This is a genomic window from Olleya sp. ITB9, from assembly GCF_001315805.1.
Classification (GTDB): Bacteria; Bacteroidota; Bacteroidia; order Flavobacteriales; family Flavobacteriaceae; genus Olleya; species Olleya sediminilitoris.
Genome location: NZ_BCBW01000019.1, coordinates 41,172 through 66,501 on the forward strand (window position 1 = coordinate 41,172; position 25,330 = coordinate 66,501).

At 31.1% G+C, this 25,330-nt stretch carries 22 protein-coding genes and 1 riboswitch; of the genes, 12 read left to right on the forward strand and 10 right to left on the reverse strand.

Features of this window, described 5'->3' with window-relative positions:
* Positions 1–47 precede the first annotated feature (47 nt).
* Together ITB9_RS05245 and ITB9_RS05250 are read left to right on the forward strand one after the other, a co-directional pair.
* Positions 48–2,579 carry a PIG-L family deacetylase gene (locus ITB9_RS05245; protein WP_054851424.1) on the forward strand — a complete coding sequence of 844 codons (2,532 nt, stop codon included), beginning with the start codon at positions 48–50 and terminating at the stop codon, positions 2,577–2,579.
* A gap of 114 nt (positions 2,580–2,693) precedes the next feature.
* Positions 2,694–4,394, forward strand: coding sequence for a sodium:solute symporter (locus ITB9_RS05250; RefSeq protein WP_054851425.1), 1,701 nt, complete (start codon positions 2,694–2,696; stop codon positions 4,392–4,394).
* An 83-nt stretch (positions 4,395–4,477) separates the two neighbouring features.
* On the opposite strand, the gene ITB9_RS05255 is transcribed toward ITB9_RS05250, so the two are convergent.
* A complete protein-coding gene (locus ITB9_RS05255; RefSeq protein ID WP_054851426.1) occupies positions 4,478–6,259 on the reverse strand; it encodes a cytochrome-c peroxidase in 1,782 nt (593 codons plus the stop codon).
* A 3-nt stretch (positions 6,260–6,262) separates the two neighbouring features.
* Positions 6,263–7,732, reverse strand: a complete 1,470-nt coding sequence (locus tag ITB9_RS05260) for an alkaline phosphatase PhoX (RefSeq protein ID WP_054851427.1) — start codon at positions 7,730–7,732, stop codon at positions 6,263–6,265.
* Between the two features lie 313 nt (positions 7,733–8,045).
* Between ITB9_RS05260 and ITB9_RS05265 the strand changes: the two genes are divergently transcribed.
* Positions 8,046–8,492: a KTSC domain-containing protein gene (locus ITB9_RS05265; protein WP_028291219.1), complete on the forward strand. Its 447-nt coding sequence runs from the start codon at positions 8,046–8,048 to the stop codon at positions 8,490–8,492.
* 123 nt (positions 8,493–8,615) lie between these two features.
* On the opposite strand, the gene ITB9_RS05270 is transcribed toward ITB9_RS05265, so the two are convergent.
* Together ITB9_RS05270 and ITB9_RS05275 are read right to left on the reverse strand one after the other, a co-directional pair.
* Complete coding sequence (locus tag ITB9_RS05270) at positions 8,616–9,860, reverse strand: glycosyltransferase family 4 protein (protein WP_054851428.1); 1,245 nt, start codon at positions 9,858–9,860, stop codon at positions 8,616–8,618.
* A 31-nt stretch (positions 9,861–9,891) separates the two neighbouring features.
* The gene (locus tag ITB9_RS05275; protein ID WP_054851429.1) at positions 9,892–10,365 is read right to left on the reverse strand and encodes a heme-binding domain-containing protein; all 474 of its coding nucleotides are present in this window, start codon (positions 10,363–10,365) and stop codon (positions 9,892–9,894) included.
* Positions 10,366–10,401: 36 nt separating this feature from the next.
* Here ITB9_RS05275 and ITB9_RS05280 point away from each other — a divergent pair, with 36 nt between their 5' ends.
* The 3 genes from ITB9_RS05280 to ITB9_RS05290 all read left to right on the forward strand — a co-directional run bounded on the left by ITB9_RS05280 (position 10,402) and on the right by ITB9_RS05290 (position 12,607).
* Positions 10,402–10,965 (forward strand): hypothetical protein, encoded by a 564-nt coding sequence (locus tag ITB9_RS05280; protein WP_054851430.1) that lies wholly within the window; start codon positions 10,402–10,404, stop codon positions 10,963–10,965.
* Positions 10,966–11,057: 92 nt separating this feature from the next.
* A complete protein-coding gene (purB, locus tag ITB9_RS05285; protein ID WP_054851431.1) occupies positions 11,058–12,401 on the forward strand; it encodes an adenylosuccinate lyase in 1,344 nt (447 codons plus the stop codon).
* Positions 12,402–12,403: 2 nt separating this feature from the next.
* Positions 12,404–12,607, forward strand: a complete 204-nt coding sequence (locus tag ITB9_RS05290; protein ID WP_028606454.1) for a hypothetical protein — start codon at positions 12,404–12,406, stop codon at positions 12,605–12,607.
* A gap of 52 nt (positions 12,608–12,659) precedes the next feature.
* Here ITB9_RS05290 and ITB9_RS05295 read toward each other — a convergent pair whose 3' ends face one another.
* From ITB9_RS05295 to ITB9_RS05310, 4 genes are read right to left on the reverse strand one after another with little or no spacing between them, the layout of a single operon-like run.
* Entirely contained in the window at positions 12,660–13,202 is a 543-nt protein-coding gene (locus ITB9_RS05295; protein WP_054851432.1) for a DUF4252 domain-containing protein, read from the reverse strand.
* A 4-nt stretch (positions 13,203–13,206) separates the two neighbouring features.
* The gene (locus tag ITB9_RS05300; protein ID WP_028291226.1) at positions 13,207–13,773 is read right to left on the reverse strand and encodes a DUF4252 domain-containing protein; all 567 of its coding nucleotides are present in this window, start codon (positions 13,771–13,773) and stop codon (positions 13,207–13,209) included.
* A 23-nt stretch (positions 13,774–13,796) separates the two neighbouring features.
* A complete protein-coding gene (locus tag ITB9_RS05305) occupies positions 13,797–14,279 on the reverse strand; it encodes a hypothetical protein (RefSeq protein ID WP_028606457.1) in 483 nt (160 codons plus the stop codon).
* On the reverse strand, positions 14,266–14,775 hold the full coding sequence (locus tag ITB9_RS05310; RefSeq protein WP_054851512.1) for an RNA polymerase sigma factor: 510 nt from the start codon (positions 14,773–14,775) through the stop codon (positions 14,266–14,268). Before ITB9_RS05310 ends, ITB9_RS05305 begins: the two co-directional genes overlap by 14 nt.
* Before the next feature lie 103 nt (positions 14,776–14,878).
* Here ITB9_RS05310 and ITB9_RS05315 point away from each other — a divergent pair, with 103 nt between their 5' ends.
* Entirely contained in the window at positions 14,879–16,327 is a 1,449-nt protein-coding gene (locus tag ITB9_RS05315) for a S41 family peptidase (protein WP_261975561.1), read from the forward strand.
* A gap of 3 nt (positions 16,328–16,330) precedes the next feature.
* A complete protein-coding gene (locus tag ITB9_RS05320) occupies positions 16,331–17,056 on the forward strand; it encodes an ATP-binding protein (RefSeq protein ID WP_054851434.1) in 726 nt (241 codons plus the stop codon).
* Positions 17,057–17,136: 80 nt separating this feature from the next.
* On the opposite strand, the gene ITB9_RS05325 is transcribed toward ITB9_RS05320, so the two are convergent.
* Together ITB9_RS05325 and ITB9_RS05330 are read right to left on the reverse strand one after the other, a co-directional pair.
* Entirely contained in the window at positions 17,137–18,192 is a 1,056-nt protein-coding gene (locus ITB9_RS05325) for a YncE family protein (RefSeq protein ID WP_054851435.1), read from the reverse strand.
* Between the two features lie 8 nt (positions 18,193–18,200).
* Positions 18,201–20,051, reverse strand: a complete 1,851-nt coding sequence (locus tag ITB9_RS05330; protein WP_054851436.1) for a TonB-dependent siderophore receptor — start codon at positions 20,049–20,051, stop codon at positions 18,201–18,203.
* A 29-nt stretch (positions 20,052–20,080) separates the two neighbouring features.
* Positions 20,081–20,272: riboswitch (cobalamin riboswitch) on the reverse strand.
* Positions 20,273–20,455: 183 nt separating this feature from the next.
* On the opposite strand from ITB9_RS05330, the gene ITB9_RS05335 reads away from it, so the two are divergent.
* From ITB9_RS05335 to ITB9_RS05350, 4 genes are all read left to right on the forward strand, one after another.
* Complete coding sequence (locus ITB9_RS05335; protein WP_054851513.1) at positions 20,456–21,613, forward strand: ABC transporter substrate-binding protein; 1,158 nt, start codon at positions 20,456–20,458, stop codon at positions 21,611–21,613.
* Between the two features lie 58 nt (positions 21,614–21,671).
* A complete protein-coding gene (locus ITB9_RS05340) occupies positions 21,672–22,697 on the forward strand; it encodes an iron ABC transporter permease (protein WP_054851437.1) in 1,026 nt (341 codons plus the stop codon).
* A gap of 4 nt (positions 22,698–22,701) precedes the next feature.
* Complete coding sequence (locus ITB9_RS05345; RefSeq protein WP_054851438.1) at positions 22,702–23,496, forward strand: ABC transporter ATP-binding protein; 795 nt, start codon at positions 22,702–22,704, stop codon at positions 23,494–23,496.
* A 442-nt stretch (positions 23,497–23,938) separates the two neighbouring features.
* The gene (locus tag ITB9_RS05350) at positions 23,939–25,324 is read left to right on the forward strand and encodes a DNA recombination protein RmuC (RefSeq protein ID WP_028291239.1); all 1,386 of its coding nucleotides are present in this window, start codon (positions 23,939–23,941) and stop codon (positions 25,322–25,324) included.
* The last annotated feature ends 6 nt before the right edge of the window (positions 25,325–25,330 follow it).

A 25,330-nucleotide genomic window follows, 5' to 3' on the forward strand; every position in this document is an offset into this window, starting at 1 on the left:
CATGACTTGTTTATATTTGAAATAGTTTCAAATTTGAAAAAATAACCATGCAAAAATTATTGGCTTCGGTCTTACTATTACTGAGTATTTCGCTTACTACACAAGCACAACAACCCGAAAAACTTAACGCTTCAGAGATACATCAATCTGTTAAAAAACTAAACTTTTTGGGTTCTGTTTTATATTTGGCAGCACATCCTGATGACGAAAACACAAGATTAATTTCTTACATGGCTAACCATGTTAAAGCACGCACTGCTTACTTATCATTAACACGTGGTGATGGTGGACAAAACCTTATAGGTCCAGAAATTAGAGAGCTATTAGGTGTAATACGTACGCAAGAGCTATTAGCAGCAAGGCGTACAGATGGCGGAGAACAACGCTTTACAAGAGCTAATGATTTTGGATACTCTAAACATCCTGATGAAACTTTAGAGATCTGGAATAAAGACGAAGTCCTTAATGATGTAGTTTTAGCTATCAGACAATTTAAACCAGATATTATAATAAACCGTTTTGACCACAGAAGTCCAGGTACGACACATGGTCATCACACAAGTTCGGCTATGTTAAGTGTAGAAGCTTTTGATCTGGCTAACGATAAAAATGCATATCCTGATCAAGTTAAACAATACGGAACTTGGCAACCTCAACGCGAGTTTTTTAATACCTCATGGTGGTTTTATGGTAGCCAAGAAAAATTTGATGAAGCAGATAAAACAAATCTTTTAAGCTTTGACATTGGTGTCTATTATCCTACATTAGGCTTATCAAACAACGAAATAGCAGCATTAGCCAGTAGCCAACATTTGTGCCAAGGTTTTGGTCGTTTATCTCAACGTGGAAGTCAAACTGAATATATCGAGTTAATTAAAGGTGATTTACCAAAAGATAAAAACAATATTTTTGATGGCATAAATACCACTTGGACAAGAGTTAAAGGTGGTAAAAAAATTGAAGCTATTTTAAAAACTATTGAAAACAATTTTAATTTTGAAAATCCTTCAGCGCATTTAAGTCAACTATTAGAAGCTAGACAATTAATTGCTAACATAGATAATCCTCAATGGAAAACTCAAAAAATTAAAGAAATTAATAGAATAATTGAAGCTTGTGCAGGATTATATCTTGAGGCTTCAGCAAGCGCTCCAACAGCTTCAACTGGCCAAACTATAGATGTAACTATAGAAGCCTTAAACCGAAGCAACGCAAACATAACATTAGACAGTTATTCTATATTAAATAATAAAATTAATACTACTAAATACGGTAAACCTTTAAATTACAACAACAAACAACAAATAAAGGAGCAGCTTACTATATCTACAAAATTACAACCTACAGCTCCTTATTGGCTAAATAAAAAAGGAAGTTTAGGAATGTACACTGTTGATGATAAAAACTTAATAGGAAAACCAGAAACACCACGTGCAATAACGGTTGATTTTAATTTAAATATAAATGGTTTTGCTTTTACACTAAAAAAAGACCTAATTTATCGTTATTCAAAACCTGATAAAGGTGAATTGTATAGACCTTTTGAAATTATACCTGAGGCCTCTGCCAAAATAGATCAGAAGGTTATTATTTTTGAAAATGACCAACAAAAAGAGATTCCTGTAACTGTTAAAGCAGGAAAAGATAATTTAGAAGGTTTTGTTACCCTTGCCTATCCAAACGGATGGTCTGTGTATCCTGAAAAGCAAAACATTTCTATTGCTAATAAAGGTCAAGAGCAAACCTTAGTTTTTACTGTTATTCCTCCTAAAAATCAAAATGAAGGCTTATTAAGTCCTATTGTTACTATTGGTAATAAAACTTACACTAGAGAGTTAGTAGAAATTGACTATGAGCATATTCCGTTTCAAACAGTATTACTACCTAGCGAAAGTAAAATTGTACGCCTTGACATTCAAAAAAGAGGAAATAACATTGCTTACATTGAAGGTGCTGGAGATGTGGTTCCTGAAAGTTTAAAGCAAATTGGTTATAATGTTATGGTTTTAAAACCTGAAGACATTACAGCAGAAAGACTTAGTGCTTTTGATGCTGTAGTCGTAGGTATTAGAGCTTACAATATTGTTGAAACTTTAAAATTTAAACAAGACCTACTGTTTGATTTTGTTAAAAATGGAGGAAACATGATTGTGCAATACAATACTAATCGTCGTTTAAAAACAGATCAAATTGCACCTTACGACTTAAAATTATCTAGAGATCGTGTTACAGATGAAAACGCCGAAGTTAAATTATTAGCTCCTAAACATGAGATATTAAACTTTCCTAACACTATTACTACTAAAGATTTTGAAGGTTGGACGCAAGAGCGTGGTTTGTATTTTCCAAATCAATGGGCTCCACAGTTTACGCCAATATTATCTATGCATGACAAAAACGAAACTGCTAAAACAGGAAGCTTACTGGTCGCGAAACATGGAAAAGGACATTATATCTATACAGGCTTAAGCTTTTTTAGAGAGTTTCCTGCAGGAGTTTCTGGTGCATATAGGTTATTTGCAAATATGCTAAGTATAGGTAAAAACAATATTAATAATGATAATGGATTAAAACATTAAACTATGCAAAAAGACCAACCAAAATACCAATGGAAACCATTATACACCTTACTGTTAGTCGCTAACCTTGCGTATGTTATCGCTTTTTACTTTATCACAAAACTGTTCTAAATTATGCAAACACTAGATTGGATTGTCTTAATCGGGACATTATTAACCATTGTTATATATGGTACGTATCAAACCAGAGGAAGTAAAAATGTACAAGATTATTTAAAAGGCGGAAGCAATAGCAAATGGTGGACTATTGGTCTATCTGTAATGGCTACCCAAGCCAGTGCTATCACCTTTTTAAGTACACCAGGTCAAGCATTTCATTCCGGAATGGGATTTGTACAATTCTATTTTGGACTACCAATTGCTATGATTGTAATTTGTATGGTTTTTATACCATTGTATCATAGACTAAAAGTGTACACTGCTTATGAGTTTTTAGAAAACAGATTTGACCGTAAAACACGTACCCTAACCGCTGTTTTATTTTTAATTCAGCGTGGACTTGCTGCAGGAATCACCATTTTTGCGCCTGCTATAATATTATCTGCTGTACTTGGCTGGAACCTTTTGTTATTAAACGTAATTATTGGTGTTTTGGTCATTATTTATACGGTTTCTGGTGGTACTAAAGCTGTTAATGTGACACAGAAGCATCAAATGGTGGTCATTTTTACAGGAATGGTCATTGCTTTCATTTTAATTTTAAATCAATTACCTGACGACATTACTTTTAGAAAAGCCTTAGACATTGCTGGAGCTAGTGGTAAGATGGAAGTCCTTGATTTTTCTTTCGATTTAAATAATAGATACACCGTTTGGAGTGGTCTAATTGGAGGGACGTTTTTAATGCTATCTTATTTTGGTACAGATCAAAGTCAGGTCCAACGTTATTTATCTGGTAAATCTGTAAAAGAAATGCGCTTAGGATTAATTTTTAACGGATTACTTAAAGTCCCAATGCAGTTTTTTATTCTTCTAGTTGGTGTCATGGTTTTTGTGTTTTATCAATTTAATGAAGCCCCTTTAAATTTTAATCCAACTGCTACAGATTTAGTATTAAATAGTAAATATGCTGAAGATTATAAAAGCTTGGAAGCTGAACAAAGTAAAATTTTCAAGGATAAACAAACCATTATCAGTGCGTTTACAAACAACGAAACTCCTAATGCTGCAAAATATATTTCTATTGCAAATGAAGCTAACGATGATATCCGTAACGAAGCTAAAGCGTTAATTGAAAAAGCTGGTGAAGCAAAAGGTTTAAAAGTAGAAAGCAACGATAAGGATTATGTTTTTATTCATTTTATACTTAATAATTTACCAAAAGGATTAATTGGATTGTTATTGGCTGTTATTTTAAGTGCAGCTATGTCAAGTACAGCTTCAGAGCTTAATGCACTAGCTAGTACTACAACTATTGATTTATACAAAAACAGAGTAGGATCTAAAACAGACGAAGAAATGGTTAAAGCCTCTAGAGGATTTACATTACTTTGGGGTATTTTGGCTATTGGTGTGGCTTGTGTTGCAAATCTAGCCGAAAACTTAATTCAGTTAGTAAATATTATTGGATCTATATTTTATGGTAACGTCCTTGGTATTTTCTTATTAGCCTTTTTCTTTAAACATATCAAAGCTAATGCTGTTTTTGTAGCTGCTTTAATTACGCAAGTATTAGTCATTGGATTATTCTTTTTAGATGAATTCGAAGTTATAAACCTTCCTTTTTTATGGCTAAACTTTGTCGGTTGTGTCATCGTTATGCTTATTGCTTTTGCCTTTCAAGCATTATTTAAAAATACAGATTTAGAATTTTAAAAAAACTTTATACTAAAGTTGAAAACAAAAAAAATCAACCATTCAATATGGATTGTTTTTTGTTCTTTTAAATGAATAATAGATTATAGATCATCCAATGTTTTCATAAAACTAATCACAGCTTTAATTTCTTTATTGGATAACTGTAATGAATCCGAAGGTAATGTTTGGTATTCTAAATCCATTTTAAGTCCTGCTCCTCCTCCATTGTTATAAAATGTCATGACTTGTTCTAAAGTGGTATACACTCCGTTGTGCATATAAGGTCCTGTTTTAGAAATATTCCTTATTGTTGGTGTCTTAAAAAAGTGCTGTCGTTGTGGTGTATTAAACACATTATATCGTCCTAAATCTGTATCAACCACATTAGTAATCGTGTCTTTTGGTACGCCTAACAATTCAAACTCTGTTTCAGTAAAAACAGGTGGTACTGTTCCGTTAAAAACTGGTGGAAAATGACAAGTTGCACACTTTGCTTTTCCCATAAATAAATTAAACCCATTTATTTCTTGAGTGGTTAAAGTGTTTTCTTTTCCGTTAATATTTAAATCAAATTTAGAATTAAAATCTCCCAAACTTCTAACATAAGCAGCAATTGAGTTTCTAATGTTTTGCTGATTAACACCATCCTTAAACAAGGTGTTAAAAGTATTAACGTAAATAGAATCCGTTTTAACAACCTTTGTTAAATTGTCTAAATCCGAATGGAATTCGGCTTTATTATTTACCACATCTACAATTTGACCTTCTAAATTACCAGTACGACCATCATAAAAAAAGCTTTGCTGATAAGCTGCATAAAGTAATGTTGGCGAGTTTCGTTTTTGATTAGGAAACACCTTAAGTCCATCTGTAAACGCTTTGTCTTTATGGTGGCAACTAGCGCAACTCATACTATTATCTTTAGACAATCTAGTATCATTAAATAATACTTTCCCTAATTGTTGCTTTTGTAATTGTAACGTATCTGCATGAGGTAAGTCTGCAAAAAAATCAAGATTAAAAGTCGTGTTAGAGAACAAAGACGTCATGTCGTTATTAAAAGCCAACTCCAAAGGAAAGTCTACTGACCAATCCTTTTTAATAGCTTGTAATAACTCTAATTGTTTATGCGCATGACTTTTAATAAAACTATAACGATCAAAAGTTTCAAAATCACTTGAATTTAATAAGTTTTGCGAAGTTTCAATCTCAGATTTAAAATCTTGATATACTGTTTTAGACTTAAAATTATTCTTAAATACTTCTAATACATCTAAAACACCTTGATAAGCAATTGCAGATTCTTTTAGGGACTGTAATACAGGTGAATCAAAACCAGAAATACTTGTCAGTGCTATTCTAGCAATTTGATCACGAATAATCCATAAAACATGGTAGTCTTTTAATTTTAGATTGGTGTTATTAGCTATTAATTGTAATCTATTTTTTGTTTTTAAAACTATCTTTTTAAGCTCAACTGTGTCTATTGTGTCTTCATAAACAGTCTCTTCAATAACCTGAAAACCAAACGGATTATTTATTTTAATATCTGTTGCATCCTCTTCTTCAATTTTTAAAATATTTGGAGCATTTATAGTTTTGTAATTTTCTTTATCTACAAAAGCAAATACTGCTTCAATCTGTTTAAAATGTTGTCTAGCTTTTAAATAGTGGAATTGAAATTTGTTTTTAGAAGTACTAGATAACAATGAGTCTAGATAATTTACGCTAGCGTTTAAATGTTTTAAATAAGTTTTTTGATATTGCTTAACAGGACTAATATTAGTAGTTGCATCATTCTTTTTACAACCACATAAAACCATTAAAAAAAGACACACCAATAGTTGGTGTGTCTTTATATTTTTATAAAAATATACTTTCATGTATTAACGTTCTAAACCTTCAACTACAAAAAGCATACTACCTTCTTTACGGTTTTCTAAGTCAGGATTAGCATTTGGATCTGTAAAAGAAGAACCATCTTCTGGTTCCCAACCATGATTTTGAGTAATTAATATAAATGTATCTTCTTTTCCAACAGTTTCAGAAATATCAATCATACCTGTAAGCTCCCAAATGCGATTCTCTGCTCCATAACCTTGAGCAGCTGCTGATATTTGATCACATTCTAATACTGTTTTAAACTCACCAGTATTTAAATTATATTGGTATAATCTAGCATAGTGTGTTTTATCGTCTGTATCAAAATATCCGTTTGGATCTTCTTGGATGTAAGCATAATTTTCAGTCACTAAAATATTATCTGGACTATGGAATGCTTTTGCTACACCATCTAATTTATCTCCATCTAAAACACAAGTAATAGTTGCTGGTCCTGTTGGATCGTTTTCATTTAAAGTAACTTTATAGATTCTTCCATATAAAGATCCTTTTCCTATTAAATCTGGTTTATGTCTTCCTGTAACGCAAAAATAAATTTCTCTATTATTAGCAGCACTACCTCTTCTCCAGTCTATATCTTCTAATCTAGAAAAGCCCATAACACCTTTATTTTTAGCTTCAGCATCCAAAAGGTCTATTTGTGTTTCATCTAACTGTACAAATTCTGCAGTATAAGATTCTCCTTCTTCCATATCTACTTCAAAGTCTACACCTTCTGCAGTTACTTTTAACCCATATAATTGACCACCATATAAATCTCCAGCATCACCAACATACATCCCTAAATGACCTGAAGGTACAGAGTTATCAGAATGATCATCTCCAATAAAAACAACTGTTTTATCAGAATAAGCATTTTTACCAATAGCCACAGCATTTTCTGTCGACCATTGTCCCATGGCATCTAATAATGTAGCTGTTGATGCATTACCAGCACTTTTAAATGGATCTGTAATAAAAACACCTTTAGAGGCTCCACCCCATTCTCCACCAGATAAATATAATGGTCCAAAACCATGCTCTTCTGGAGTAATTAACGTTCCAGAACATTGTGCTGTAGATGCTGTAGCTGCAGCATTTAAGATATACTCTCCACCTACAGGTTTAAAGGTCTTGTCTAAAGTTATTCTAGCAATAGAGTAATCTGCTTCAATATTATTGATTAATGTAAAAGTCCCATCATCATTTTTAATTAATCCTGCACCATCAGCCATAGATCCATAAACAAAATCAGGAGTATTTTCTAACTGATCCTCTGATGACATTAAGTTATATATATTGATATTATTAAAATCGCTAGTTTTTTGTAAAAAATTTGGTGTCGTAGAGTGCGACATTAAATTTACTGGATTTACGTCCTCGTTTGTGTCTGTACCAGAATCGTCATCATCATTACAAGAAGTGAGTGTAAATAATGTTACAAATGCTAATGCATAGTAATTAAATGTTTTCATTTTAGTTGTGTTTTTAAGTTGAATATTTTTCACAAAAAAACAATAACTATCAAAGAGGTTTTTTAACTAAAAATTACCAAAGTATAACCAAATTGTAACCTACATTAAATTTAGGTTATACCTACATCACTAAATTTATTTAATAAATAAATACACTATTTTTATAGGTTAAGCTTTTTGTTAACGCCTTAAAAACAAACAAATGAATACTTAATTTGTTGTTTTGAAATTATAATCAAATAATTTTGCAACTTTCTAATAGTCAATTCAAAACAAAAGAGTACTTTCGCGCCTTATTAAAAAAACACCTGTTATGAAACGTATTAACGAGTACAAAAAGCTATTTAACGTTGATCAAGATTTATCTTTAAAAACTTTAAAAAAATCTTACCGTAATTTGGTAAAAGAATGGCATCCTGACAAATTCCAAGCTGGAGATGAAAAAGCTATTGAAGCTGAAGCAATGAGCCGAAAAATTATTGATGGTTACCACTTTTTAGTAAGTATGGCTCCTGAAACTATTGAAGCAAATAAGGAAGAGTACATGACAACTATTACCACACCTATAATGGACTGGCAACATAAAGGTCTTTTATTAGAAGTGACGTTTTTAAATGGTGATACTTATGAGTATTTTGGTGTAAATAAAGGATTATACATTAAATTTTCACAGAGTGATAAACAAACTCGTTTTGCAAAACGTAGTATTTTTAATTCTTTCCCTTACAGAAAAATCAAAAAAAGTGAAGTTACTGCTTAATAAAGTAACGCTATATTATATAACATATAGAGTAATAAAAAAAGAGCTTCAGTTTAAAACTGAAGCTCTTTTTTATATTTTATCTTTTTATGTTTACATAATTAAGTAAACCAAACCATAGGTTTATGTTTTGGTTTTATTTTTTTCTTCAATCCAACGACTCATAAACTTAGTACTTTGTACGGTATGATGCATTAATACTTGACCAATAAAATGTTGTTGTCTATGACTTTGTAATCCTGCTTGAAGCTGTTCAAATCTATGTAAAACATCTTTAGTATAGATTGCTTTATCATACAAGGTATTAATAATCATAAAACCAGTTTTTTGTTTTCCATTCCAGTAAATGCGGTTCGTATACAATTCTGCTGCTTGCTTAGCAAATGCTTTAGCATCGTCTTCAATAAACGCATTTGTATCTCTTAACGTTCCGTACATACCTTCTGCTCCAATAGTTGTAGTTACACAAGGTGTACCGTTTATCATGGCATCAATAAGTTTTCCTTTTAAACCAGCTCCAAATCTTAAAGGCGCTAAACAAACTTTAGCCTCTTGCATTACTTTATTAGCATCTTCTGTAAAACCTTTAATTAAAAATCCCTCTTTAGGATTGTGTAATTGTTTTACTTTTTGAGACTCATAGGCACCATAAACATGCATTTCTACTTTTGGTAATTCTTTTCTAATAAGAGGCCAAATATCGGTTTTTAAAAAAAGTACTGCATCAAAATTTGGTGGATGCATAAAATTACCAATGGTAATAAAATGGTTTCTATCTTTAAATTTAGGGCTTAATTTTTGTGTTTCTGGAGTAATTGGATCTAATAAAAACGGTAAGTAATATAAAAGATGCTCGTTAATATTAAACTGATTTACTAATATTTCTATTTCTACCTGACTGATTATAAACGATAAATCGCTACGCAATATACTTGCAATTTCACGTTTTGCAGTATCGTTTTGCAAATAGCTTTTATCAAAAATGGCTTGATCTTTTAAAGCTTGTTCACGACCTTTACGTAAACAGTGTAAGTCTTCTGTATCTAAAACTCTAAGCGCATTAGGACACTGCTCTGCTACACGCCAACCAAATTGTTCTTCTACCATAAAACGGTCAAACAATACCATATTAGGGTTTAAGTCTTTTATAAATGTATCAAAACTACTATTGTTTAAAACAATAGCTTTAGTCGTTACGTCAAGGGTTGTTAAATCAAAAGCATTGTCCGTTTTTACACAGGCAGATGCAAAGGTAATATCATAGTTTGCAGATTTAAATACATTTATAAGTTGCATCATCCTGCTACCTGCTGCCGAACTTTTGGGCTCTGGCCAAACAAATCCTATGATTAATAATTTTTGGTTCAAATGAGGGATTTTTACGGATTATTAATTGGTACTACTGTGCTTTTGGCGCTAACGCATAGCCTACTCTGACTTGGTTAACCCAATCTACTATAGCTTTAATTTGATCTTGGGTTAAATTTGCTTCTGAATGCGTCCACGTATAACTTGGTAAAGGCATTTTATGTTCTTCAACTTCTTCAGCTATTTCTTCAAATTTATGGTCTTTTCTTTTTACTGAATAATCAGACCATTTAGAAAAATCTAAATGTTTACGACCATCTTCAACATGTTCTGCTAACCAATAATTAACAGGTGTAATTTTATCATACCATGGATAGTTAGTATGACTACTGTGGCAGTCAAAACATGTGGTTTCTAATATTTTTTGAACCTCTGGACTTGGCTTAGTTTCGGTTAAAAAAGCGGTTAGATCCTCTGTGTTTCCTTCGTTTTTTTCAGGAGAAAAAAACTGTGCAATCACAAAAAGTATTAAAATAAGAAGTCCTAACTTTTTAAGTATTTTCATTTTTAGCTATTTTTAGGTTTTAAAAATAGTAAATCTTTGACTACTGACGCTTTATATCAAGAATTAAATTATGTAAATCACTCGAGAGAAAAACGCTTGTATTATGCAAAAATGCTATTAAACGACAGTGCACTAATACCAAAAACCCTTGATATTCTATTTAAAGTAGATGACAAAATATCTGCAAGAGCCGCTTGGATTTTAGAGTTTATGTGTGGCGAAAATCTTGAAGCCATCATCCCATACTTAGATAGGTTTACAGATCAAATGGGTTTAGTGCATTTAGATTCGGCAGAAAGACCTGTCGCTAAAATCTGCGAATATATTGCTAAAGCTTACTATGGAAACTCGCCTTCAAAATTAAAAAAGGCCTTGCTTCCGATACATCGAGAAAAAATTATTGAAGCTTGTTTTGATTGGTTAATTAATGATTGTAAAGTGGCTCCAAAAGCTTACAGTATGACTACTTTATATTTATTTGGTCAAGATTACGATTGGATACATCCTGAATTGGTGCAAATTTTACAGCGCGATTTTACTAGTCAAAGTGCTGCTTTTAAAGCAAGAGCTAAACATATCTTTAAAAAACTGAAGGTATAGGTTTTAATATTTGTTAAATTCTTAAAGTGTAATCCTTTAGTCTTATAGTTAAAAAAACTATATTTATAGCTTGTTAAAAAACAACTATTTTTATGTCTTTAAATCAACTTAATGCCATCTCACCAATTGATGGTCGTTACCGTAATAAAATCGAAAAATTACAAGATTTTTTCTCTGAAGAAGCTTTAATCAAGTATCGCGTTTTAGTAGAAATTGAATACTTTATTGCTTTGTGTGAAGTACCATTACCTCAACTAGAATCTATAGATAATAGTAAATTTGAAGCTTTACGCGACATTTACAAATCTTTTAGCACTGAAAATGCTCAGGCTATTAAAGATATAGAAAAAGTAACCAACCATGATGTTAAAGCGGTTGAATATTTTATTAAAGAGCAATTTGATGCTTTAGGTTTAAGTGATTATAAAGAATTTATACACTTTGGATTAACCTCTCAGGATATTAACAATACTGCTATACCGTTAAGTATTAAAGAGGCTATGAACGATGCCTATGTCCCAGAATACTTAAACGTTGTAAAAGAATTAAAACGTTTAGCTGAAGAATGGAAAGACATACCAATGTTAGCCAGAACACATGGCCAACCTGCTAGTCCAACACGTTTAGGTAAAGAAATTGAAGTCTTTGTTGTACGTCTGGAAGAGCAATTTAATTTATTAAATGATATACCAAGTGCTGCTAAATTTGGTGGTGCAACTGGTAATTTTAATGCACATAAAGTGGCTTATCCAAATATTGATTGGAGAGCATTTGGAAGTACTTTTGTACAAGAAAAACTAGGGTTACAACACTCGTTTCCAACGACACAAATAGAGCATTATGACCATATGGCTGCTTTATTTGATTGTTTAAAACGCATAAATACTATTGTTATAGATTTAGATAGAGACATTTGGACGTATGTATCTATGGATTACTTTAAACAAAAAATTAAAAAAGGTGAAGTTGGTAGTAGTGCAATGCCACACAAGGTAAATCCTATTGATTTTGAAAACAGTGAAGGTAATTTAGGTATAGCAAATGCTATTTTTACACACTTATCTGCAAAATTACCAATTTCTAGATTGCAACGTGATCTTACTGATAGTACTGTTTTACGTAATGTTGGTGTCCCTTTTGGACATACCTTAATTGGTTTTGGATCTACACTTAAAGGTTTAGGTAAACTGTTATTAAACCAAGCTAAATTTGAAGCTGATCTTGAAAATAATTGGGCTGTCGTTGCTGAGGCAATACAAACTATTTTAAGACGTGAAGCTTACCCTAATCCATATGAAGCTTTAAAAGGTCTAACAAGAACTAACGAAGCTATTAATAAAAACTCTATTTCAAATTTTATTGATACGTTAGAGGTAAGTGATGCTATTAAAACCGAATTAAAAGCGATCTCTCCAAGTAATTACACAGGTATCTAATTATGTTTAATGACAAAACATCTTTAATACTTTGCACTGTAACAGCCATATTATTTATAGTTGGTGTAGCAACAGATTGGTTAAGCCATCCTGTTTATATTGGTATTAATGTTTTGGTTTATTTAATAGTAATTATTAACGTTTTTATGGTTAAAAAACCTGAAGATTACGACGATAATTTTTTTGAAAAAGAAAATAACACATAATAAAAAAGGCTTATCCAATGGATAAGCCTTTTTTTTACAACTCTATTAAGGATTATTTAAAAAAGTTAGTTAAGCTTTTAAGTTGTGCTTGATCTATGTCTGCATTTTGTAACTTATCTGTCAATTTAATTAACTCTTCTGGTTTCATGTTATCTCCTAAAATTCTAACAATTGTAAATCCAAACTCATTGGAGCTTGCAAGTACTAAAAACTCGTCAATTGCATCTTCATTACCTAAAGTGCTAACTTTTACTTTAACACCTTTGTCTTTAAACTCCATTAACTCTTCATACTTTTCGTTATTAAAAACTTTTTTAGCTTTTTGTAACTCTGTTTTATAGCTTTCTAGGTTATTATCTTTAATTCGGTAAGCTAAAATATCTAATTTATCTACAGATTGATATGCTTTTTGCTCATCTGGACTTAGGTTAGCTTTAGAAAAGTCTACAACATCTGCAGCAACATCATAAGACATAAAAGCTGGTAACTCTTGATGGTCTACAAAATAGGTTTGTATCGAGTTTTGGTCTTTACAACTTACTATAACAATACTTAAAGCAAGGAGTGTTATTATGGATTGGATGGTTGTTTTCATGGTTTTAGTTTTTTGTTTTCTTTTCTAACTCCTCTCCTCCTGGAAGATTCATTTTTTGAGTTAATTTAGAAATCTGGTTTAAATCTATATCTCCTGTTAATGATATTACAACAGTTTCGATACTACGTTTTTCTCCGTTAATTTCAACCTCAGAATCTTTCATTACAGCCTCTAAACCATTAATAAACATTAATAACTCACTTACATGATCACTGTCTTTACCTTCTTTTACATAAAACTTCATGATAACACCATTGTCCTTAACTTCCATTAATTCTTCTAAAGTACCACTACGTGTACTTACCCATTTAGTAATGTCTTTTGCTATAGTTTTATCTCCTGTAGCCATTGTTTTAAAGCTAGTAATACTGTTTACCATATCCATGTAAGCTTTAGCTTCGGCATCATCTGTATTAATATCTATTTTAGCCAACATCTGAAACATTTTTGGCTTAATTGAGACGTAACTTACTTTGTCCTCATCACTATATTTTTCAAAAATGTCTTGAGCCATTCCTGTTAAAGGCATCAATAATATTGCTAATACTGTTATTGTTATATATTTTTTCATTGTATTGGGTTTTAAAATTTATGTTATTGTTTTTGGGGTTTGTTATTATTTAAAATGCGACCTACTGGGTTTTCCATTTCTTTTAAATAGTCAACTTGTGTGCCTGCTTTATTAATAGCGCCTAAATAATGGACTTGTGCTGTACCTTTGTTGAAAGTTCTGGACACCAACTCTAAATACGATTTAGCTTGATTATAAGCTAACCTGTCTGCCTCTGTTATTGTGTCTTCTTTAGGTCTATTAAAATATATACCAACCATTAAGACTGCTACTGCTGCAACGCTTAACCACTTAATTTTATAATTATTTTTAGCGTTTAGTGGTACGTTTTTAGTAAAAGTTTCTTGTTGATTTGCTATATAGTAGCCAAAAATAGCTTTGTAATGCTCTAAATGAGGTGCAACAGTCTCTTGTTTAAAATAGTCTTTTAACTGTGCTTCTTCCTTTAAAGTAGTCAGGCCATCTTCGTACTTTTCTAGTAATTGTTCTATATTATTTAACACCATAATTATGTGTACTTGTTAATTTTTCTCTTATTGCTTTTCTTGCTCTTGATAATGCGACTCTAACAGCTGTTGGATTCATGTCTAACATTTTTGCTATTTCGTCATTATCATATTGTTCTATATCTCTTAATTGTACTACCATTTTTTGTTGCTCTGGTAGATCTTCTATAATTTTTGCGACCCATTTTAAACTATCATTAACTTCAATTTGCTTTTGTAAAGCAACATTATGATCTTGATAATTACTATGCACAATTTTTAAATTTTGTGCTTGTTTAGATTTTAACTTATCTAAACAAAAGTTTTTGGTCATGGTCATGGAAAACGCTTCAACGTTTTTATACTGTTCCATTTTAGCTTTGTTTTTCCATAATTTTAAAATAACTTCTTGTGTCGCATCTTCTGCTTCTTCTCTAGACACAAGTAATCGTTTGGCTAATCTAAAGACCTTGTCCTTAAAAGGCATCACAATATTTAAAAACTCGGTTTGTGTCATTTTGGTTGGTTGGTTTCTATTATGACGAGCCATTATTAAATTTGTTACAATTTATTTTCAATATAAAATAAAGTAAGTACATTTATAAAGATAAATTTAAATTATGACTATGAAAAAAACTTGGGCATATGCCTTGCTATTACTACTATCCATTAGTTTTACAGCGTGTTTTGAAGATCAGGATGATAATACTATTGCTGATGTCGATATTAAAGATTTTGTATGGAAAGGATTAAACCTTTGGTACTTTTGGCAAGATCAAGTTACAGATTTAGCTGATAATAGATTTTCTAACTCTGAAGATTACACAGCCTATTTAAATAGCTTTGATGCTCCTGATGATTTGTTTTATAACCTTTTATCCGATGAAGACCGTTTTAGCTGGATTGTTGACAATTATTTTGAACTAAATGATGCTTTAAATGGTGTATCAAAAAGCAACGGAATGGAATTTAGTTTAGGTTTCGTTGACGCTTCCGAAACTGATGTGTTTGGAGTTGTTAATTACGTGTTACCAAACACAAGTGCTAGTTCTAATGGTGTACAACGTGGTAATGTATTTTTAACTGTTGATGGTGTACAATTAAATGAAAACAATTTTGGTAGCATATTATTTTCTGACAACGACACCTATACAATTGGTCTTGCCGAAATGGATACTAATGACAATTTTGTTTTAACAGGCGAAACAATTACACTGACCAAACAAGTGTATGAAGAAAATCCAATATTAATTAGCAACACCTTTACTGTAGATGGTATTAAAGTTGGTTATTTAATGTACAATCGTTTTACAAGTAATTTTGACCAACAACTTAACACTGTTTTTGGACAATTTGTAGCCGAAGGTGTACAAGAACTAGTTCTTGATTTACGTTATAATCCAGGAGGAAGTGTTGCCTCTGCGATTAACTTATCAAGTATGATAGCTGGTCAAGACACCTCGGATTTGTTTTTAAAACAACGCTGGAATAATAAAATACAAGCTGCATTAAGCGAAGAAGATGTTACCAGAAACTTTGTTAACCAATTATCAGACGGAACTGCTATTAATACACTTAACCTGGATAAAGTTTACATTTTAGCTAAAGGCAGTAGTGCTTCAGCTAGCGAATTGGTAATTAACGGTTTAAACCCATATATTAATGTTGTACATATTGGAGGCACAACTCGTGGTAAAAACGAATTTTCAATAACATTATATGATAGTCCAGATTGCGCTTACTCTTGCACATCAAATATAAACCCTAATCATACTTGGGCTATGCAACCTTTAGTTGGTAAAAATGAAAATGCTAATGGTTTTTATGAATATGAAGCTGGGCTAACACCAACTATTGAATTAGAAGAAACCATTTCTAATTATGGAGTTTTAGGACAACAAGACGAACCACTTTTAGCTAGAGCTATTCAACATTTAACAGGTAATGGAAGATTTAGTAACACACAAAATGAAGCTAAATTTAAAATTATTGAAAGTTCTAATTCTAAAACAATACTTAAAGATAATATGTATATCGATACTAATGATATGCCTAACATTTTTAAATAACCAATGCTATTGAAACACAAAACCTATTTTAACTGGAGTACAGGAAAAGATTCTGCTTTAGCATTATATTATTTATTAAACGACAACAATTATAGCGTCAACCAATTGGTGACTACCATAAACTCGCATTACAATCGTGTCACAATGCATGGTTTAAGACAAGAGTTACTAGTAGCACAAACCCAAGCTTTAAATATTAAAGCTAGTTTTATACAGTTGCCAGAACAACCATCCATGGAACTCTATAACCAAATCATGCAAGACAGTGTGACTAGTTTAAAAAATCAAGGATTTACACATAGTGCATTTGGCGATATTTTTCTTGAAGATTTAAAAGCCTATCGTACAAACCAATTAGTGACTTTAGACGTTAAAGCTATTTTTCCGTTATGGAAAAAAGACACTAAACAACTGTTGACTCAATTTTTAAAACTTGGATTTAAAACTATTGTTGTTTGTGCAAATTCTAAATATTTTGACCAAGATTTTGTTGGTACTATTATAGATGAAAACTTTATAGATAATCTTCCTGAAGGAGTCGATCCTTGTGGAGAAAATGGCGAGTTCCATACGTTTTGTTTTGATGGTCCAATCTTTAAAAATCCGATACCGTTTACAATCGGAGAAAAAGTATATCGCGAATACAAAGCACCTAAAACCGATGATAATGATGTCTGTAAAAGTGATGCCGAAACTTATGGTGTGTGGTATTGTGATTTAATACCTTAACACTTTCCTAAAATATAACGCATAAAAAAGCCTCTAAATAATTTAGAGGCTTTTTATGCGTTAGAGTAATTAACTAAATCTTAGTTGAAGTACACTTTAGAAGCAATGACTCCAACGTCAAAACTATTGGTTTCTGATCCAGAAGACAAATCATATACTTTTAAAGTACTATTTCCTGAAAAGTTTCCTGCATCTGTTACATATAGCAAATTATTTTTTACTGCCATTCCATAAGCACTAGTAGCAGTAATGTCAAACAAAGTTGTTGTCGGCAGACTAGTCTCAGTATCTGACAAACTATACAAACCATTATTTAAGATGTAATAAGTATTACCATCATTGTAAGTCATTAAACCTGGATGTTGTCCTTCAGGAAATTCTATGTTAGATATTATAGAATTATCATTTAAATCAATTCTTGTAATTGATGCTAATGTTTCAACTGGAGGTGTTAACCAATATTCATTTACTCCAGAACTCAACACTGTTAAATGTCCTTGATTATCAATAAACAACTCATCAGGCGCATCGTTAACTGTTATAGTTTCAAGACTACTATCTAATGTATTAATCACAGATATAACATTATTAACATTATAACCTCCTTTATGGGATACGTATACTTTATCTTCATTTACCAAAACCTGCTCTGGACCTTCAGCTACAGCTATGGTAGATGTTACAGTATTAGCATTCAAATCTACTACAGCAATGTAATCATCTGTAGTATCATTTGGATCAGCCCAATCAGACACGTAAGCAGTATCACCATCAAAAGCAATATATCGTGGTAACGTTAAACCAGTGTCTATCGTTCCTAATTTTTCAAAAGTATAACGATTAACAACTGTGATTGTTCCTGCATCAACAACGATATAAGCCTTATCTCCATTAAAACCTACAGATTGTAAATACACGCCTAAGTTTTCATTATTAACATTAAAATAGACTTGATTTTCTGTTACAGAAAAATCATTTGATATGTAAGAAATTGAAGATGGTCCACCTTCTGCACTTACAAAAATTCCGTTTTCATAAGCTCCTAAAGGTTCTGGTTGTGTAAACGCATCGTCATCATTAGAACAAGAAAATACTAATAATGATAAGGTTACAATTGAGTAAATGATTTTTTTCATAATTTGATTTAAAATTTATAGTGTAATTGAATATTAAAATTTCTATTTGGCATTGGTCTAAATGCTACGTTTTGATATAGTTTATTAAATAGATTATTTACTTTTAATCCCAACTCTAATTCATGATTAGAATGTTGTAATACTTTATAATTAACGCCTAAGTTGGCTACATTATAAGATTGTAAACTATAAAATGGACCTTTTAAATTATCGGAAGTTGTAAAGACGTCTCCATTAAAAACATGCTGATAGTAAGCACTTAACCGTTTAAACCCATAAGCTAATGTCACATTAGCCTTATGAAAAGGTACATAAATTAATTGCTTGTTTGTTTCTAAATTTTCTGATACTGTGTAAGAATAATTTGAGCTAAACGTTAATTGGTGATTATCATATTTTTTATTAATAGTCAAACCAACTTCGGCTCCATAACTATGGGCTTCAGCTATATTTTGAGGTGACCAAAAACCAGAGATATTTGGTTTCCATTGTATCAAATCTTGCGACCTTATATAGTAGGTATTCAACTGTATTTGCAACCAATTAAAGTCTAAAACATGACCTAAGTCAAATTGATAAGAAGATTCTGGTACTAAATCAAGATTTCCTCCAGGCTGCCAAAATAAATCGTTAAATGTCGGAATTCTGAAGTTCTTAGATCCATTAATTTTAATCTTATAATTCTCTGTAATACCTATTAATGCATCCATTGAAAACAATAATGGACTTTTAAAATCCGAATTTACATCCTGTCTTACATTAAAACCTAAGTTTAAATTAGAGTTTGGCTTATATTGAATCAAACCAATTGCTGAAAATATAGACCTATCAGGATTACTAAAACTACTACCTTCTCCTTTAATAACATTGTAATCTAAGATACTTGTAACGTTTAACTGCCTAGATATTTTATAATTAAAATTATGCTTAACTAGAAAAGTATTAACTTTTCCAAAAGTAAAAAACTCAGAATTTTTGTTTTGATAATATTCAAAATACTCCTTTAAATAGGCTACTTTAAAATTAGATTTATAGTATTGGTTAGTTCTAACCCATTCTAACAAAGACCTAGAATTTATATCTTCATATTTACTTTTTGATGGTGTTGCAATTGTACCAGAAAAATTACGGTTACCAATAAAAGACTGATGATATAATTTAATTACATCTTTTTCAGAAATAAAATACCCCAAATTAACATTAAGACTTAAATTATTAAATGCCCCATTTTCATTCACTTGATCAGAGTTTAAATATTTAAAGTCATTCTCAGAATCAATATAATTTACTCCTAAATTAAAAGCAAAATCATCCTGTCCATAATCCGTAACTAAACTGATATTCTTACTTTCAAAACTCCCATAGTTTAGTTTTACATTACTATTTAAATGTTTACTGAAATTTAAATTATTATCCAAATGTACACTGCCTCCTATTGCTCCACTTCCATATTGTACACTACCGCCTCCGTTTCTAATTACAACTTGATTAACGTTATTTGTATTTATAGTATTAAAATCAGTTTGACCGTTTAATTGCGAGTTTATATTTATTCCATTCCAGATGACAGCAGTTTGTGAGGCATTTGTCCCTCTAAATGATGGAGAAGACACCATCCCAAAACCGTTTTCTTTAAAGTAAATATTAGAATTAAAGCGTAATAAATCTGTAAAAGTAGATGTGTTTTTGTTTAATACAGAATCGTTTAAAACGGTGACTTTAAATCCAGCAGCATTACGTTTCAATTTAACATCACTCAACTCAATTTCATCTAAAAATTGAATAGAGTCCGTTGGTGTTTGTCCAAAGGACAACACGCAATAACATACAGCAAAAAATACTACAATATTCTGTTTCATAAATCTTAAAAATCTTTCTCCCGAAGATTGTATTAGATGACAAATTTGGCAGGTCTCCTGACTTGCGTCTTGTTATTGGTCTTCCCATCTTAATGACAGTGACATGAAGTGTAATAACAAGCGTTATAGCTTACAGTTGCGGGAACAGTTCTGGATTTTAACCAGATTCCCTTTTAATCCATTCAATAAAACTGAATGAAACCTAAATTCGATTGCGAAAGTACTATTAAATATTAATTTGTGACTACTTTTTTTTGTTCATTTTATAAATCAAATAAACAAAGCCAATTAAAAAATGAACAATAATCACACCTCTTACTATATATATTGTTAAATTTGAACCATCTCTCATAACTAAAATTTTATATAAATTTAAAGGAAACAATTCCGCTAAAGTGTTACCTATGTTACAAAACAAAGTCTATTTATTACTGATTATATCTTCATTTTTACTATTTAATTGTAAAGAAGATAAAGGTATTATCCGAAAACTACCTCTTCTTGAAAAATCAACAAATAGTATTACTTATGCTGAAGGTTTTAGTGTTGAAGAGGTCAGTGGTTTTAAAGTTTTAAAAATTAATAACCCTTGGCCAAATGCAGACAAAACCTATAAGTATGTATTAATATCTAAAGAAGAAGCTGCAAAAAGATCTTTTATGAAAGGTGAATATGATGGCATTATCATAACTCCTGTCAAACGTATTGTAGTGACATCAACAACACATATTCCTGCATTGGAGTTGTTAAATGAAGAAGAAAGTTTGATTGGTTTTCCTGGCACAGATTATGTCTCATCTCAAAAAACAAGACAACTTATAGATAATGGTAAGGTTAGAGAGCTAGGAAAAAATGAAGGTTTAAATACAGAAGTACTTCTAGATCTAAATCCTAATCTTGTTGTTGGATTTGGTATAGACGGTTCTAGCAAATCTTTAAATACAGTCAGTAAAGCCAATATACCTGTAGTTTACAATGGTGATTGGGTAGAAAAATCTCCTTTAGCTAAAGCTGAATGGATTAAGTTTTTTGGTGCGTTATATAATAAAACAAAGCAAGCCGATTCTATTTTTAAAACCATAGAAACGGATTACAAAGCAGCAAAAAAACTAGCACAAACGGTTAAAAACAGACCAACAGTAATAAGTGGAGCAATGCACAAAGATGTATGGTACCTTCCAAACGGAACGAGTACTGAAGCTCAATTTTTAAAAGATGCTAATGTGGACTATTTATATGCTGACACAACTGGTAAAGGAAGTTTAGCTTTAAGCTTCGAAACCGTCTTTGAAAAAGCAAAAAGTGCAAACCTTTGGTTAAGTCCATCTTATTACCCAACTAAGGAAGCTTTAAAAGAAGCCAACACACATTACACACAATTTGATGCTTTTAAAAATAATGCCATATATACATTTTCTAATACTACAGGTAAAACTGGAGGTGTTTTGTATTATGAGCTTGGTTTAGCAAGACCTGATTTGGTATTAAAAGATATTATTAAAATTAGTCATCCAGAGCTATTACCATATTACCAACCGTTTTTCTTTAAACAACTAAAGTAATACAAATACAATCCCTAATATTTAAACAATATTCTACCCTAAGTCAAATACTAAACTATTGAAAAACAACTATCAATATAGCTTTATAATTTTAATAATACTATTGGTTGTCTTGTGCTGTGTAAACATCAGTTTAGGCTCTATATCCATTAGTTTTAACACTATAATAGATAGTTTTTTGGTGGATTCTTCAGACTATAGTAGTAAAGAATACATCATACAAAATTACCGTTTACCAAAAGCCATCACAGCTATTTTAGTAGGTTCTGGCTTAGGTGTTTCTGGTTTATTAATGCAAACATTATTCAAAAACCCTTTAGCTGGACCTTTTGTTTTAGGTATAACCTCAGGAGCCAGTCTTGGTGTCGCTTTAGTTATTTTAGGTAGTGGTATTTTTGGCGGATTTCTAGCCACATTTCTATTATCAAAATGGAGTTTAGTTATTGCAGCAAGCATAGGTAGTTTTTTAGTCTTACTATTAGTCTTAATAGTCTCTTCAAAAGTTAGAGACACAATGGCTATTTTAATTATTGGATTAATGTTTGGTAGCATTACGTCTGCCATAGTTAGCGTACTATCCTACTTTAGTAGTGCAGAACAATTGCAGCAATACATTTTTTGGGGATTTGGTAGTTTAGGAGATTTAGATTGGACCGAAGTCAAAATATTTTCACTTATTTATACTTTTGGCATCCTTTTTAGCATAGCATCCATTAAAGGGCTAAACACCTTATTATTAGGTCAAAACTATGCAAAAAGCTTAGGATTAAACATCAAAAAAAGTCGCTTAATAATTGTTATTGCAACAAGTTTATTAGCAGGTACAATAACTGCATTTGCAGGACCAATTGCATTTATAGGTTTAGCCATTCCGCATATAACAAGACAAGTATTTAATACTTCAAACCATAAAATATTATTACCTGCAGTTTTTTTATTTGGTGCAATAATCATGTTAATTTGCGACAGCATTGCACAATTACCAAACACAGACTATTTATTACCAATCAATGCCATCACCTCATTGATAGGTGCACCAGTTGTGGTTTGGTTATTAGTTAGACAACGTAAAATGGTGTTTTAATATTATGAAAACCTCTTTAAAACATACCATCCTAAAAACCGAAAATCTACACATTGGATACACCTCTAAAAAAGAAACTATTACAGTTGCCTCCAATATTAATTTAGCCTTAAACAAAGGCGAATTAATAGGCTTAGTTGGTGGTAACGGAATCGGGAAATCTACATTATTAAAAACACTAACCAAAGTTCAAAACCCTTTACAGGGAAATATTAGCATTAACCAAAAAACTTTAGAAAATTACAGTAATTTAGAACTAGCAAAAACGCTAAGTTTGGTTTTAACCGAAACTTTAACAGCAAAAAATTTAACCGTTTTTGAATTGATTGCCTTAGGAAGACAACCTTACACCAATTGGGTTGGCACAATAACCGAAGCTGATTTAAGTATTATTAATAAAGCTATCAGTCAGACAAATATTTCAGATTTAAAACATAAAAAATGTTTCGAGCTTAGTGATGGTCAACTACAAAAAGTAATGATAGCACGTGCTTTAGCACAAGATACCGATTTAATTATTCTAGACGAACCAACGTCACATTTAGACATGTACCACAAGGTGTACATCTTAAAACTACTTCAAAAAATAACCAAAGAAACCGGTAAAACCATCTTGTTTTCATCTCACGAAATAGATTTAGCCATCCAATTATGCGATAGTATGATTGTCATGTCAAATAATTCTATTGTTAGTGACTCACCTTGTCATTTAATTGAAAAAGGTGCATTTTCTAACCTTTTTCCAGAAGATATGATTGTTTTTGACCCAAACACAGGTAGTTTTAGAGTTAAAAAGTAATTTTACCTAATACTTTTAAAATTCAAATAACAAACAAACATACGTCATACTGAACTTGTTTCAGTATCACACATTAATTAAGGCTTTTATAAATTCCCTTTTATTGAATCAACTTCATTTAAATTTAAATTAAAAATCATAAACCACGTCATACTGAACTCGTTTCAGTATCTCATCTTTATTGAGTGTTTTGTGTTTTCTTCAGTTAAATTATACTACTAAAATATGAATCAGTAGTAAAAATCACCAAACATACGTCATACTGAACTTGTTTCAGTATGACGTATCAAATTTAGCATTTTAAAAGTCTATTTTAATACCTCATAAACTAACTATTAATTACTTTCAGTAGTAACTAAATTAAGTATTCAATTTATAAAAATACTAACTTCTCACTGAGAGACAAATTAACTATCTTTACACAAATTCTTTGTTAATTAAAATGAACGACAACATCATCCTTATTATTGCTATATTAATTGCTGCCACTATCGGTGGTTATTTAGGTATGCTTTTTACTAAACTAAAAAGTAAAAGCGAAAAAAGCACCTTAGAAGAGCGTAACAATAACCTACAACAGCAATTAAATGACTTAAAACACTACCATACTACTGAAAACGAAAAACAAACCTCTAGTTTTAATACACAATTAGGAGATTTACGTGATACGATTTCTAAAATCGAAACTGACAGAGAGTCTATTAGACGCGAAAAAGATTTTTTAAGTCAAGAATTAGCTAGAAAAAATACCGAGTTTGAAAATCTACAACAACTTAATATAAAACGTGATGAGGAACTTGAAATTAGACAAGAACAATTACGTAAAGATTTTGAGCTATTAGCTACTAAAATATTAGACGAAAAAAGCGAAAAGTTTACACTTCAAAATAAAGAAAACATCAAAAACATTTTAAATCCTTTACAGGAAAAAATTATGGTTTTTGAGAAAAAAGTTGACGATACTCAAAAAGAAAGTATCAGCATGCACAGTGCTTTAAAAGAGCAATTGTTAGGTTTAAAAGACTTAAATCAACAAATGACTAAAGAAGCAACCAACCTAACTAGAGCTTTAAAAGGTGACAGTAAAATGCAAGGTAATTGGGGAGAATTAGTCCTAGAACGTGTGCTTGAAAAGTCTGGTTTGGAAAAAGACAGAGAGTATTTTGTACAACAAAACTTTACCAGAGAAGATGGCTCTAGAGTATTACCAGATATTGTATTACACTTACCAGGAAACAAAAAAATGATTATTGACAGTAAAGTGTCTTTAACAGATTATGAACGCTATGTTAATGCCGAAGATCAAGAACGTGAGACTTATTTAAAAGCACACTTAAACTCGATTAAAAAACACGTAGACCAACTGTCTGACAAAAAATATGAAGATTTATATGATATTGAATCTCCTGATTTTGTCTTACTTTTTATTCCTATCGAGCCTGCTTTTGCAGTTGCTATAAACGCAGATAATACGTTATACAATAAAGCTTTTGAAAAAAATATTGTTATTGTAACACCTTCTACCCTATTGGCTACATTACGTACTGTTGATAGCATGTGGAATAATGAGAAACAACAACAAAACGCTATTGAAATTGCAAGACAAGCAGGTGCTTTATATGATAAATTTGAAGGATTAGTATCTGACTTAACTGGTGTTGGAAAGAAAATTGACGATGCCAAAAAAGATTATTCTGCTGCAATGAACAAGCTTGTTGATGGACGCGGAAACCTAATTAGAAGTGTAGAAAAAATTAAAAAACTTGGTGCAAAAGCTAAAAAATCTTTACCAGAAGCTTTTATTAAACGTGCCGAATCTGACGATTAACCCAAA

What these genes read in the sequence shown, in the direction of transcription:
- ITB9_RS05245 (WP_054851424.1), top strand. Translation starts at nt 48, where the DNA reads ATGCAAAAATTATTGGCTTCGGTCTTACTATTACTGAGTATTTCGCTT.
- ITB9_RS05250 (WP_054851425.1), top strand. Translation starts at nt 2,694, where the DNA reads ATGCAAACACTAGATTGGATTGTCTTAATCGGGACATTATTAACCATT.
- ITB9_RS05255 (WP_054851426.1), bottom strand. Translation starts at nt 6,259, where the DNA reads ATGAAAGTATATTTTTATAAAAATATAAAGACACACCAACTATTGGTG.
- ITB9_RS05260 (WP_054851427.1), bottom strand. Translation starts at nt 7,732, where the DNA reads ATGAAAACATTTAATTACTATGCATTAGCATTTGTAACATTATTTACA.
- ITB9_RS05265 (WP_028291219.1), top strand. Translation starts at nt 8,046, where the DNA reads ATGAAACGTATTAACGAGTACAAAAAGCTATTTAACGTTGATCAAGAT.
- ITB9_RS05275 (WP_054851429.1), bottom strand. Translation starts at nt 10,365, where the DNA reads ATGAAAATACTTAAAAAGTTAGGACTTCTTATTTTAATACTTTTTGTG.
- purB (WP_054851431.1), top strand. Translation starts at nt 11,058, where the DNA reads ATGTCTTTAAATCAACTTAATGCCATCTCACCAATTGATGGTCGTTAC.
- ITB9_RS05290 (WP_028606454.1), top strand. Translation starts at nt 12,404, where the DNA reads ATGTTTAATGACAAAACATCTTTAATACTTTGCACTGTAACAGCCATA.
- ITB9_RS05295 (WP_054851432.1), bottom strand. Translation starts at nt 13,202, where the DNA reads ATGAAAACAACCATCCAATCCATAATAACACTCCTTGCTTTAAGTATT.
- ITB9_RS05300 (WP_028291226.1), bottom strand. Translation starts at nt 13,773, where the DNA reads ATGAAAAAATATATAACAATAACAGTATTAGCAATATTATTGATGCCT.
- ITB9_RS05305 (WP_028606457.1), bottom strand. Translation starts at nt 14,279, where the DNA reads ATGGTGTTAAATAATATAGAACAATTACTAGAAAAGTACGAAGATGGC.
- ITB9_RS05310 (WP_054851512.1), bottom strand. Translation starts at nt 14,775, where the DNA reads ATGACACAAACCGAGTTTTTAAATATTGTGATGCCTTTTAAGGACAAG.
- ITB9_RS05315 (WP_261975561.1), top strand. Translation starts at nt 14,879, where the DNA reads ATGACTATGAAAAAAACTTGGGCATATGCCTTGCTATTACTACTATCC.
- ITB9_RS05320 (WP_054851434.1), top strand. Translation starts at nt 16,331, where the DNA reads ATGCTATTGAAACACAAAACCTATTTTAACTGGAGTACAGGAAAAGAT.
- ITB9_RS05325 (WP_054851435.1), bottom strand. Translation starts at nt 18,192, where the DNA reads ATGAAAAAAATCATTTACTCAATTGTAACCTTATCATTATTAGTATTT.
- ITB9_RS05330 (WP_054851436.1), bottom strand. Translation starts at nt 20,051, where the DNA reads ATGAAACAGAATATTGTAGTATTTTTTGCTGTATGTTATTGCGTGTTG.
- ITB9_RS05335 (WP_054851513.1), top strand. Translation starts at nt 20,456, where the DNA reads ATGTTACAAAACAAAGTCTATTTATTACTGATTATATCTTCATTTTTA.
- ITB9_RS05345 (WP_054851438.1), top strand. Translation starts at nt 22,702, where the DNA reads ATGAAAACCTCTTTAAAACATACCATCCTAAAAACCGAAAATCTACAC.
- ITB9_RS05350 (WP_028291239.1), top strand. Translation starts at nt 23,939, where the DNA reads ATGAACGACAACATCATCCTTATTATTGCTATATTAATTGCTGCCACT.